This is a genomic window from Bacillus sp. FSL R9-9492, from assembly GCF_038007365.1.
In the GTDB taxonomy this organism is placed as follows: Bacteria; Bacillota; Bacilli; order Bacillales; family Bacillaceae_G; genus Bacillus_A; species Bacillus_A mycoides.
The window spans coordinates 5,166,436-5,178,677 of record NZ_JBBOXC010000001.1 but is presented as its reverse complement, the minus strand read 5'-3'; the positions used below and the strand labels follow the sequence as shown (position 1 = coordinate 5,178,677).

Sequence of the window (12,242 nt, the reverse complement as noted above, 5' to 3'; positions counted from 1 at the left end):
GTTGTTAATAAAAACCGAGTGGGAATTACACTCGGTTTTTATTTCACTAAGGGAAACTGGTAAGAATGTTAGTAGGTATACAAGTATAAAGAATAGAATAAATTGGTATAAGTGTTTGCATGTTACTTGCGTTTATTATCTATTAGCGTATGATGAAATATATATGTTAAAAGGATGTGTAAGGAAATGAGATGGATTGTATCACTTCTTGTAAATAGCGTTGTGTTAATCGCTGTATCCGGACTTTTAAAAGGGGTTGCACCAGACGCATTTTACATAGCAAATATACAAACTGCAATTATTGCGAGTATTATATTGGCGATTTTAAACGTATTTGTAAAGCCGCTTTTAATTTTAATTACGCTACCGATTACTCTTGTAACTTTCGGTTTCTTCTTAATTGTTATTAATGCGATTACATTAAAGATGACGGATTCGTTATTAGGGGACGCCTTTAATATATCTGGATTTGGTGTAGCGATTGTTGCGGCAATTTGTATTTCTATTTTTAATATGATAATTGAAAAAGTAATTGTTGAACCATTACATGAAAAAAAGAGAAAATGACAAAAAGAAAAACATTTCATGATTCATATGAAATGTTTTTTTCTATTTATTAGAAACCGAGTTTCTTGTTTCCAGAAAAAAATGGTACAATATCCGATAGAATGGAATTTTACATCAAATGAGACTGAACCCGCAGCGGAGTGGAGGTTTATACATATGCCGAAAGTAAGGACAAAAGATTTAATTGAACAATTTCAATTGGAGTTAGTAAGTGGTGAAGAAGGGATTCATCGTCCGATTGATACGAGTGATTTATCGCGACCTGGAATTGAAATGGCAGGATTTTTTACATATTATCCAGCTGATCGCGTGCAGCTTCTTGGGAAAACGGAGCTTACGTTCTTTGATACGTTAACGACAGAGCAAAAGCAAGAGAGAATGAAAGCGCTTTGTACTGAGGAGACGCCTTGTATTATTGTAACTCGTAATCAAGATGTACCGGATGAGTTATTACAAGCATCACGTGAATCAGGCGTGCCTTTATTACGTTCTGCTCAAACGACGACGAGATTATCAAGTCGTTTAACAAACTATTTAGAAGGTAAGTTAGCGCCAACAACAGCTGTTCATGGTGTGTTAGTAGATATTTATGGTGTTGGTGTTTTAATTACAGGTCAAAGTGGTGTCGGGAAAAGTGAGACAGCGCTTGAACTTGTAAAGCGTGGTCACCGCCTTGTTGCGGATGATAGCGTAGAAATTCGTCAAGAAGATGAAGATACATTAGTAGGGAGCTCACCTGATTTAATTGAGCACTTATTAGAAATTCGTGGTCTAGGTATCATTAACGTAATGACGTTATTCGGTGCAGGGGCAGTACGAAATTATAAACGTATTACACTTGTTATTAATCTTGAAATTTGGGATCAAAAGAAAAATTATGATCGCTTAGGTCTTGATGAAGAGAAGATGAAGATTATTGATACAGAACTTACGAAGATTACACTTCCAGTTCGTCCTGGTCGAAACTTGGCTGTTATTATTGAAGTAGCAGCGATGAACTTCAGATTAAAACGTATGGGAGTCAATGCGGCACAACAGTTCTCTGAACGATTAATGAGTGCGATTGAGTTAGGAAATCAAGAGTAGACTCTGGAGAGGGAGGTCATATATATGCTGTTAGGTTCTGTACCACAGCTTGACCGTATAGCAGTCCAACTTGGGCCGTTCCCTGTTTATTGGTATGGGGTTATTATCGGTACAGGTGTGCTATTAGGTCTTTGGCTAGCAACTCGCGAGGGAGAAAGGCTTGGTATTCACAAAGATACATTTATCGACCTTGTATTAATCGCAGTACCAATTGCCATTCTTTTTGCGAGAATGTATTATGTCATTTTTGAATGGGAATATTATTCGCAAAATCCGAGTCAAATTATTAATATTCGTCAAGGTGGTTTGGCGATTCATGGTGGTTTAATCGGGGCTGTTATTACAGGAATCCTTTTTGCGAAACGACGCGGGCTTTCATTCTGGAAGTTAGCGGATATTGCTGCGCCGAGTATTTTACTAGGACAAGCAATTGGCCGATGGGGAAACTTTATGAACCAAGAGGCGCATGGTGATGAAGTAACGAGACAGTTTTTAGAAGGTCTTCATTTACCAGATTTCATTATTAATCAAATGTACATTGATGGTGTGTATTATCACCCAACGTTTTTATATGAATCATTATGGAACTTTGCAGGTGTTATTTTACTACTCGCGTTAAGAAAAGTGAATTTACGCCGTGGTGAATTATTCTTCACATATTTAATTTGGTATTCAGTGGGACGCTTCTTCGTAGAAGGTTTGCGTACAGATAGTTTAATGTTAGGACCACTTCGTATTGCACAAGTAATGTCTATTGGAATTGTTGTTATTTCTATCATTTTCATTATTGTGAGACGAAAAATGGGGCAAGCTGATAAAAGATATTTAGAAAATTAGAGAAAAGTAGCATCTTATAGAAGATGCTGCTTCTTTCATATTCAGGTAATGAAAGGATTAAGGACGATGAAAATAAATACAGTGTTATTTGATTTAGATGGAACGTTAATTAATACAAATGAACTTATTATCTCTTCTTTTTTACATACGTTAAATCACTATTATTCTAATCAGTATAAGCGTGAAGATGTATTGCCATTTATCGGTCCATCTTTGCATGATACTTTTAGTAAGATTGATGCAAGTAAGGTTGAAGAGATGATTACATGTTATCGTCAATTTAATCATGAGCATCATGATGAATTAGTGGAAGAGTATGAAACTGTATATGAAACGGTTCAAGAATTGAAGAAGCAAGGTTATAAGATCGGCATCGTTACAACGAAAGCGAGACAGACGGTTGAAATGGGATTAAAGCTTTCGAAACTTGATCAGTTTTTTGATGTTGTCGTGACGATTGATGATGTGGAACATGTGAAACCACATCCAGAACCACTTCAAAAAGCATTGAAATTATTAGATGCAAAGCCAGAAGAAACATTGATGGTTGGTGATAATCATCATGATATCGTCGGTGGACAAAATGCAGGTACGAAAACAGTAGCGGTTTCATGGACATTGAAAGGTAGAGCGTATTTAGAAGCGTATAAACCAGATTATGTGCTAGATAAAATGAGTGATTTACTACCGATTTTGTCCCGCATTAACGGGTAGTGAGATTCCTGCCGGTTAAAGTGTCACTTTTATATAAGTAGAGGAGAGAGTTCAGTGCGACGGACAACGCGCTATCCTGTTTCAGGAGAAAATTCATTGTGGAATGTGTATAAAACAGTTTCTTTTTGGAAGGTAATGAAAAATTTTATTATCATCCAAATCGCACGTTACACGCCATTTTTATCCGTAAAGAATTGGTTATATCGCACGTTTTTACGGATGGAAGTAGGAAAGAAAACGTCGTTTGCACTTATGGTAATGCCAGATATTATGTTTCCAGAAAAGATTACTGTGGGAGACAATTCAATTATCGGCTATAATACAACGCTTTTAGCGCATGAATATTTAATTCGTGAGTATCGACTTGGAGAAATCGTCATAGGGAATGAAGTTATGATTGGAGCGAATACGACAATTTTACCAGGTGTGACAATTGGAGATGGAGCTATCGTTTCTGCAGGCACACTTGTCCATAAAGATGTACCAGGCGGCGCTTTCGTAGGCGGAAATCCGATGCGTATTATTTATACGAAAGAGGAAATGGCCACTAGAGAAGGTTGATGTTAAAAATGTAACATTTCCCTTCTCTTTTTATGAATAAAAAGGAAATAATTGATTATAATATACTGTTTTGTTTTTTACGGAATCGTTTATACTTATAGATAGAAGAATGTGTGAACGAAGAAAACAAAAAACTGGAGGATATATGGGGAAAAATCAAAGAATATATAAGGAGAACGGACAAGTTATCTCTTTTAATCAGTTAGCGGACTTCTTTTATAAAAAAGGGATGAGGGCTTATAAAGGGCAAAAATTGCAAGATGCAATTAAATATTTTCGAAGAGCAGCACAAAGCGAGAAGGAGCCGTTTATTTTATGCCAACTAGCAATAGCATTATCTGAATCTGGTGAATATCAAGAGTCGAATCAGATATTTCTAAAGCTTGTTAGATCCAATCCTGAACTTGAGCAATGCTATTATTTTATTTCAAATAATTATGCATATATGGGCTTGTTTCAACAGGCGAAGAAGTATGCAGAGCGATATTTAGAAGTTGCGGAAGAGAAGGAATTTGTAGAAGATACATTAGAATTGCTTGAGATTATGGAAGAAGATGCAATGGGTGCGGAAGAGATTGAGGATGAAGATGAGCTAATTGTTATGCAAGAAGAAGCGAACCGCTACATTCGTAACGGACAATTAGAAGAGGCGATTGCTACACTAGAAGTTGTTACGAAAGAATATCCAGAATTTTGGTCAGGACATAATAATTTAGCGATTGCACATTTTCAATCAGGTAATGTAGATCAAGCGCTTAAGTTAACAGAAATGATTTTAGAGAAAAATCCTGGTAATATGCATGCGCTTTGTAATACGCTTATTTTTCTATATTCAATTGGAGAGCATAAGCAAGTAGAGTCATTAGCGGGGCAGTTAGTTTCGGTATATCCAATTTCATTTGAGCATCGTTTGAAACTTGGAACAACGCTTGCAACAATTGGTCATTTTGAACCTGCATATAAATGGTTCAAAGTATTAAAGCGTCAAGGGTACGAAGGAGACGTCAGTTTTTATTACTGGTTTGCATACTCTGCGTATATGGTGAAGGAACAGCAAGTAGCTGAAAAAATGTGGCAACATGTTGTAGAATTGCATCCTGATAAAAAAGGAAAAGAACCGTGGAATGCACTGAATTTAGCAGATGAAGGACAAAATCTTTTATTTGAAGAGTTACGAAAATCATTTCAGCAAAGTACGACGCTAGAAGAGAAAATGCTAGCTTTATATTTAATGAATGAATTGTCAACACCAGAGAAGGTTGGATTCTTCTTTGATGTAACGCAAGCGAAAAATGGTGTTCCAATCGTATCGCAACTTGCAAAATATTTCTTTTTACTTAATAGTCATAAAAGCATCCCAGCTGATTTACAGCAATTTGAACAGTGCGTACGAATCGCGGATGCATTATACAATTATACGAAAAAAGACGATGAATTAATCGAAGAGTGTTTAAATTTTTGGTTTTGCACGTTCATACGTTTATATACATCTGGAGCGACTTTTACAAATGTGTACGGTTGGTCAGCGGCAATTGAATACATTGTGCGCGGCGAACAAAGAAATAAGATGACACAGGCAGAGCTTGGTGCTGTATATAATGTATCTGTAGCGACTGTACGAAAGTATGTGCAGGCTGTTAAGCGCACGCACACGTAGGGTAGGCAAATCATTGGGAAAAAAATGATGCTAACAGTATAATGAGGGTAACTTAATGTGTATGAATGAATGGGAGTGAATAGTGTGTCAGAAGAAAAAATTTATGATGTCATTATTATTGGTGCAGGACCAGCTGGTATGACAGCTGCGGTATATACATCTCGTGCGAATTTAAGCACACTGATGCTTGAGCGTGGTATTCCAGGTGGACAAATGGCAAATACAGAAGAAGTAGAGAACTATCCAGGTTATGAGTCTATTTTAGGACCAGACTTATCAAATAAAATGTTTGAGCATGCGAAGAAATTTGGTGCTGAATATGCATACGGTGATGTGAAAGCAATCATCGATGGTAAAGAGTACAAAACAATTATTGCTGGTAAAAAAGAATATAAAGCACGTGCAATTATCGTTGCAAGCGGTGCAGAGTATAAAAAAATTGGTGTGCCAGGTGAAACAGAACTTGGCGGCCGCGGTGTATCATATTGTGCAGTATGTGATGGTGCATTCTTTAAAGGGAAAGAACTTGTTGTTATTGGCGGCGGAGATTCTGCTGTTGAAGAGGGTGTGTTCTTAACACGCTTCGCATCAAAAGTAACGATCGTTCACCGTCGTGACACTCTTCGTGCACAGAAAATTTTACAAGATCGTGCTTTCCAAAATGAGAAAGTAGATTTCATTTGGAATCACACTATAAAAGAAATTAACGATGCAAATGGTAAAGTAGGAAGCGTAACACTTGTAGATGTAAACAGCGGAGAAGAACAAGAAGTTAAAACTGACGGCGTTTTCATATACATCGGTATGTTACCATTATCAAAACCGTTTGTTGAGCTAGGTATTACAAATGAAAATGGTTATGTTGAAACGAACGAGCGTATGGAAACGAAAGTTCCTGGTATTTTCGCAGCTGGTGATGTTCGTGAAAAAATGCTTCGTCAAATTGTAACGGCAACAGGCGATGGTAGTATTGCAGCGCAGAGTGCACAGCATTATATAGAAGAGTTAGTAGAGGAACTAAAGACTGTAACAGAAAAATAAGGTTATTTTTCCTTTTGAGAAGAAAGCTACCGATAGGTGGCTTTCTTTTTTTGTCCAAATGTCAAACTATTGTCAAAAACAATTAAGAATATAATGATTCTTATTGTTATACTAGAATTTACGGGAAAAATCATTATAAGAAATGAGGAATTTATTCAGTATGGAATGGCGTAATATATATCGTGGATTTTGTATGGGCGTTAGTGATTTAATTCCTGGTGTGAGCGGCGGAACAATCGCTGTTGTGTTGGGAATTTATGAACAATTGCTCGCAGCAATTAGCGGATTTTTTAGTCGTGAATGGAAAAAACATTTAGCGTTTTTAATCCCACTTGCAGCTGGTGTAGCGGCAGCTTTTCTAACGTTAAGTCACGTTATTAAATATTTATTAGCAAATCATTATGAACCGACTCAATTTTTCTTTCTCGGTCTAATTATTAGTATATTACCGATGTTAATGAGAGAAGCTGGTGCAAAGGCAACGTTTAAAGGTAGTCATATTGCCCTGTTAATAATTGCAGCAATTCTTGTTGCAATAACAGCATTCTTTAAACCAGATAAGGCAGCTGATCCGATTACGACGTTAACAATTTTAAATGCAATTGGTTTATTTTTCGCAGGATGGATGGCTAGTATGGCTATGCTTCTTCCTGGAATTAGTGGATCGTTTATTTTATTAATTATTGGTGTGTATCCGACAGCAATTAACGCTTTAACTACACTCAATTTACCGTTAATCGTGGTTATCGGTGCCGGCGTGATGGCCGGATTTGTTGTAAGTAGTAAAGGAATTAGTTATTTGTTAGATCGTTATAAAAGTATGACATTTGCGGCAATTATTGGGCTCGTTATCGGGTCGATTGTCATTGTGTTCCCTGGCATTCCGACTGGTGGAATTTCAATTGTAAGTTCAATTATTACTTTTATTTTAGGATTTGCGGTTGTTACTTATTTCGGTAAGAAATAAGTGTTTTAATCCCCTTAACGATAAAAATCGTTAAGGGGATTTTTATGTGCTATTCATGGGAAGTAAGGTATTTTGATTGCTTGTTATAGAAATAATTTTTACAATTGCTTAGCGAAAGGGGACTGGCACCTTCGTTGTAGCAAACTGTTTTTGATAGTATAATGAAATGAGTATGCAGTGAGAAATTTTGCTGCAAGTAGCTGAGGTGAAGAAACATGCAAAGAGTGACAAACTGTGTGTTAATTAGAGATAATGAAGTACTCTTACTCCAAAAACCTCGCCGGAATTGGTGGGTTGCACCGGGCGGGAAAATGGAGCGTGGTGAGACAGTAAGAGATTCCGTTGTTCGCGAGTATCGTGAAGAAACAGGTATTTATTTAAAGAATCCAGCATTAAAAGGGGTCTTCACTTTTGTCATCCAAGAAGGTGATAAAGTTGTTTCTGAATGGATGATGTTCTCCTTTTTAGCAACAGATTTTGCAGGAGAAAACAAATTAGAGAGCGAAGAAGGCATCATTGGTTGGCATACATTTGATAAAATTGATGATTTAGCAATGGCACCAGGAGATTATCACATTATTGATTATTTAATTAAAGGGAATGGTATAATCTACGGTACATTTGTATATACCCCAGATTTTGAGTTGCTTTCATATCGATTAGATCCGAGTTAAACCTGCAAGGAGAGGATACGATGACAGAGAATAATGATATAAAAATGGTAATTATTACAGGGATGTCTGGAGCTGGAAAGACGGTAGCGTTACAAAGTTTCGAAGATTTAGGATATTTTTGTGTAGATAATTTACCACCGATGTTATTGCCGAAGTTTATTGAACTTATGGCAGATTCAAAAGGTAAAATGAATAAAGTGGCACTCGGTATTGATTTACGTGGCCGAGAGTTTTTTGAATATTTATGGGGAGCGCTTGATGATTTATCAGAACGTACATGGATTATTCCTCATATTTTATTTTTAGATGCGAAAGATAGCACACTTGTAACTCGTTATAAAGAAACGAGACGTTCACATCCACTTGCGCCAACTGGCTTGCCGTTAAAGGGAATTGAAGCTGAGCGTGGTCTCTTAACTGATATGAAGGCACGAGCGAATATTGTGCTTGATACATCTGATTTGAAACCGAAAGAATTACGAGAAAAAATTGTTCACTTATTCTCAACAGAAACTGAGCAAGCATTTCGTGTAAATGTTATGTCATTTGGATTTAAGTACGGAATTCCAATTGATGCTGATTTAGTATTTGATGTTCGTTTTTTACCAAATCCATATTATATTCCACATATGAAGCCATTAACAGGACTGGATGAAGAAGTTTCGTCGTATGTGTTGAAATTTAATGAAACACATAAGTTTTTAGAGAAATTGACGGATCTTATCACTTTCATGCTGCCTCATTATAAAAGAGAAGGCAAGAGTCAACTTGTAATTGCGATTGGATGTACAGGTGGGCAACATCGTTCTGTTACGCTTACAGAGTACCTTGGGAAACATTTGAAACCAGAGTATAGCGTTCATGTATCTCATCGTGATGTGGAGAAGAGAAAGGGCCATTAAGGGATGAAAAAAGAGAGAAAACCTAAAATTGTTATCATGGGAGGTGGAACTGGACTTTCTGTTTTATTAAGAGGATTAAAACAATATCCTGTTGATATTACAGCAGTTGTAACAGTAGCCGACGATGGAGGCAGTTCAGGTAGACTACGTGATGAGCTAGAAATTCCACCTCCAGGTGATATTCGTAACGTACTTGTTGCGTTATCGGATGTAGAACCATTAGTGGAAGCTTTATTTCAGCACCGTTTTACAACTGGAGACGGACTGAAAGGGCATGCGTTAGGAAATTTACTATTGGCAGGTATGACTTCGATTACAGGAGACTTTTACCACGCGATTACGGAAACGAGTAAAGTATTAAATGTCAGAGGACGTGTATTACCAGCAGCGAATCAAAGTGCGGTACTTCATGCAGAATTAGAAGATGGAGAAATTGTAACAGGTGAATCAAAGATTCCTCATTTCGGGAAGAAGATTAATCGTGTCTTTTTAACTCCAGAAGATGTAGAACCGTTATGTGAAACGTTGACGGAAATTAAACGAGCTGATTTGCTTGTTTTCGGTCCAGGAAGTCTGTACACAAGTATATTACCGAATTTAGTTGTTAACAAAATTGGAGACGCTGTTCTTGCTGCAAAAGCGAAGAAGGTATATGTATGTAATGTTATGACGCAAGCGGGCGAAACGAAGGGTTATACTGCGTTTGATCATGTGCAGGCGTTACATGATCATTTAGGTAAACCATTTATCGACACTGCGATTGTAAATAATCGTGATATTCCTCGTGAATTACGTAAGTTATATGAGGAAGAGATGTCGGAACCAGTGGCACTGGATACAAATCGTTTTGCTGAACATAATATCGAAATCATCCAAGATCGATTAGCGAAATATGATGATCGTGTTGTAAGACATGATACATTAAAGTTAGCTTCTATTTTATATTCATTGTTATAAATGAGCGTTGCCTCATTTGAGGTAACGCTCCTCATTCATATAGGACAAGATTTTTGTTCCAAAGTAATAGTATAAGGAGGTGTTGACTGTGTCATTTGCATCAGAAACAAAGAAAGAGTTGACCAACCTTGAAATGAAGGAATGCTGCGAGAAATCAGAATTATCGGCGTTGCTTCGAATGAACGGATCGCTTTCTTTTTCAAACCGTCGCCTATCTATCGATATTCAAACGGAAAATGCAGCAATTGCAAGAAGGATTTATACGCTTTTGAAAAAAGGATATGATGTGACGGTAGAATTACTTGTTCGTAAAAAAATGCGATTGAAGAAAAATAATGTATATATCGTGCGGCTTGTTGAGAAGTCTCGCGAAATATTAGCAGATCTTCACATTGTTCGAGATGACTTTTCGTTTATTCGAAATATATCGCAGGAATTAATCGAGAAGAAATGTTGTAAACGATCGTATTTACGCGGTGCATTTTTAGCAGGTGGTTCAGTAAATAACCCAGAAACATCATCTTATCATTTAGAGATCTTTTCGTTATATAAGGAACATAATGATTCTATATGTGAACTGATGAACGGATTTGATTTAAATAGTAAGACGTTGGAAAGAAGAAAAGGGTACATTACGTATTTGAAAGAAGCTGAAAAAATTACAGAGTTTTTAAACATTATAGGTGCTCATAATGCACTTTTAAGATTTGAAGATATTCGAATTGTTCGCGATATGCGTAATTCAGTAAATCGTTTAGTTAACTGCGAAACAGCTAATTTAAATAAAACAATTGGTGCAGCGCTAAGGCAAATTGAGAACATCCGCTATATTGATGAGACGGTGGGGCTTGATATTTTGCCAGATAAATTAAGAGAAATTGCACAGTTACGAAGAGATTATCAAGATGTAACATTGAAAGAGTTAGGTGAGATGGTATCCGGGGGGAAAATTAGTAAATCGGGTATTAATCATCGTTTGCGTAAAATCGATGAAATTGCAGAGAAATTACGCGCGGGGGAAACAGTAGCAAAAAAATAAAAGGTTAAAGGGGAAATGGAGCTGTGGTTCAAAAACTGGTTAAAGTGGCATTAAAAAACGGCTTACAAGCACGTCCGGCTGCGTTGTTTGTACAAGAGGCAAATCGCTTTCATGCGGATATCTTCATCGAGAAAGATGGAAAGACAGTGAATGCAAAGAGCATAATGGGGATTATGAGCTTAGCAATCGGAACTGGTAGCATGATTACAATCACAACAGAAGGTTCAGATGCAGAAGAGGCTTTGGAAGCATTAGCTGCATATGTACAATAAAGGGTTATCGCGAATGTGCGATAGCTTTTTTTATTTTTCTGTTTGTGGGGTGAGGTGAGTTTGAGTGGTGGGGGTATGTGATACCCTTGTACATAATAAAAAAAGCGCCCTGTAATAGGGCGCTTCCGCTTTTAGTTGTATCCAGCTCCAGCGGCTAGAACAGTCGGTCGTTTCGCCCCTTCATTCGAGGCAAAAAGCGCCTCGGAATCAGGGGTTCCAACTTCCTCCTGTTCTAAACGAGCCGCCTCCGCTTTTAGTTATTAACGATTTGTAAAGATCTTATCGATTAAGCCGTATTCTAGAGCTCTTTCTGCTGTCATGAAGTTGTCGCGGTCTGTGTCGCGTTGTAGAACTTCAAGTGGTTGACCTGTGCGGTCAGCAAGAATTTGGTTTAATTTTTCACGTAAGAATAGGATACGTTTTGCAGCGATTTCGATTTCAGTCGCTTGACCTTGTGCTCCGCCAAGTGGTTGGTGAATCATAACTTCACTGTTTGGAAGTGCGTAACGTTTTCCTTTTTCACCTGCTGCAAGTAAGAATGCACCCATAGATGCAGCCATACCGATACAGATTGTTGATACTTGTGGTTTAATAAACTGCATTGTATCGTAAATTGCCATACCAGCTGTGATAGAACCACCAGGGCTGTTGATGTAAATGTGAATATCTTTTTCTGGATCTTGAGATTCCAAGAATAAAAGCTGGGAAACGATTGAGTTTGCTACGTTGTCATCAATTGCGCTACCAAGCATAATGATGCGATCCTTTAATAGTCGAGAGTAAATATCGTAAGCGCGTTCTCCACGATTTGTTTGTTCAATTACTGTAGGAATTAAATTCATCTGTTATTTCCTCCTTTAAAAGCTTTCTTAGTCTTATAATACAATTATGGTCAATGAAGGTCAAACGAAACCACTTTAAATCAAAAAATATGTAGTTGTATCATGATTTATTCGCTATGTTTTTAA

14 protein-coding genes are annotated in these 12,242 nt (G+C 37.2%); 13 read left to right on the top strand and 1 reads right to left on the bottom strand.

The features are described 5' to 3' along the window. Window positions 1-186: 186 nt before the first annotated feature. From MKY70_RS26745 to MKY70_RS26685, 13 genes are all read left to right on the top strand, one after another. The gene (locus tag MKY70_RS26745; RefSeq protein ID WP_002089574.1) at window positions 187-567 is read left to right on the top strand and encodes a phage holin family protein; all 381 of its coding nucleotides are present in this window, start codon (window positions 187-189) and stop codon (window positions 565-567) included. A 156-nt stretch (window positions 568-723) separates the two neighbouring features. Beyond that, complete coding sequence (gene hprK, locus MKY70_RS26740; RefSeq protein WP_002016091.1) at window positions 724-1,653, top strand: HPr(Ser) kinase/phosphatase; 930 nt, start codon at window positions 724-726, stop codon at window positions 1,651-1,653. A 24-nt stretch (window positions 1,654-1,677) separates the two neighbouring features. Further along, the gene (lgt, locus tag MKY70_RS26735; protein WP_002034719.1) at window positions 1,678-2,490 is read left to right on the top strand and encodes a prolipoprotein diacylglyceryl transferase; all 813 of its coding nucleotides are present in this window, start codon (window positions 1,678-1,680) and stop codon (window positions 2,488-2,490) included. Between the two features lie 66 nt (window positions 2,491-2,556). Further along, window positions 2,557-3,204 carry a pyrophosphatase PpaX gene (gene ppaX / locus MKY70_RS26730; RefSeq protein WP_002089567.1) on the top strand — a complete coding sequence of 216 codons (648 nt, stop codon included), beginning with the start codon at window positions 2,557-2,559 and terminating at the stop codon, window positions 3,202-3,204. Between the two features lie 54 nt (window positions 3,205-3,258). Beyond that, window positions 3,259-3,765, top strand: a complete 507-nt coding sequence (locus MKY70_RS26725) for an acyltransferase (protein ID WP_002139159.1) — start codon at window positions 3,259-3,261, stop codon at window positions 3,763-3,765. Window positions 3,766-3,910: 145 nt separating this feature from the next. Beyond that, window positions 3,911-5,422: a tetratricopeptide repeat protein gene (locus MKY70_RS26720; protein ID WP_088033339.1), complete on the top strand. Its 1,512-nt coding sequence runs from the start codon at window positions 3,911-3,913 to the stop codon at window positions 5,420-5,422. A gap of 84 nt (window positions 5,423-5,506) precedes the next feature. Next, window positions 5,507-6,463 (top strand): thioredoxin-disulfide reductase, encoded by a 957-nt coding sequence (gene trxB / locus MKY70_RS26715; RefSeq protein WP_341026131.1) that lies wholly within the window; start codon window positions 5,507-5,509, stop codon window positions 6,461-6,463. Between the two features lie 160 nt (window positions 6,464-6,623). Then, entirely contained in the window at window positions 6,624-7,430 is an 807-nt protein-coding gene (locus MKY70_RS26710) for a DUF368 domain-containing protein (protein ID WP_341026129.1), read from the top strand. Between the two features lie 215 nt (window positions 7,431-7,645). Then, window positions 7,646-8,104, top strand: coding sequence for an NUDIX hydrolase (locus MKY70_RS26705; RefSeq protein ID WP_001190080.1), 459 nt, complete (start codon window positions 7,646-7,648; stop codon window positions 8,102-8,104). Between the two features lie 20 nt (window positions 8,105-8,124). Further along, window positions 8,125-9,006 carry an RNase adapter RapZ gene (gene rapZ / locus MKY70_RS26700; RefSeq protein WP_002016084.1) on the top strand — a complete coding sequence of 294 codons (882 nt, stop codon included), beginning with the start codon at window positions 8,125-8,127 and terminating at the stop codon, window positions 9,004-9,006. A gap of 3 nt (window positions 9,007-9,009) precedes the next feature. Further along, the gene (locus tag MKY70_RS26695) at window positions 9,010-9,963 is read left to right on the top strand and encodes a gluconeogenesis factor YvcK family protein (RefSeq protein ID WP_002016083.1); all 954 of its coding nucleotides are present in this window, start codon (window positions 9,010-9,012) and stop codon (window positions 9,961-9,963) included. An 88-nt stretch (window positions 9,964-10,051) separates the two neighbouring features. After that, on the top strand, window positions 10,052-11,002 hold the full coding sequence (whiA, locus tag MKY70_RS26690; protein ID WP_002016082.1) for a DNA-binding protein WhiA: 951 nt from the start codon (window positions 10,052-10,054) through the stop codon (window positions 11,000-11,002). A 23-nt stretch (window positions 11,003-11,025) separates the two neighbouring features. Continuing rightward, the gene (locus tag MKY70_RS26685) at window positions 11,026-11,274 is read left to right on the top strand and encodes an HPr family phosphocarrier protein (RefSeq protein WP_002068337.1); all 249 of its coding nucleotides are present in this window, start codon (window positions 11,026-11,028) and stop codon (window positions 11,272-11,274) included. 260 nt (window positions 11,275-11,534) lie between these two features. On the opposite strand, the gene clpP is transcribed toward MKY70_RS26685, so the two are convergent. After that, window positions 11,535-12,116 (bottom strand): ATP-dependent Clp endopeptidase proteolytic subunit ClpP, encoded by a 582-nt coding sequence (gene clpP, locus MKY70_RS26680; RefSeq protein WP_001049163.1) that lies wholly within the window; start codon window positions 12,114-12,116, stop codon window positions 11,535-11,537. Between the last annotated feature and the right edge of the window lie 126 nt (window positions 12,117-12,242).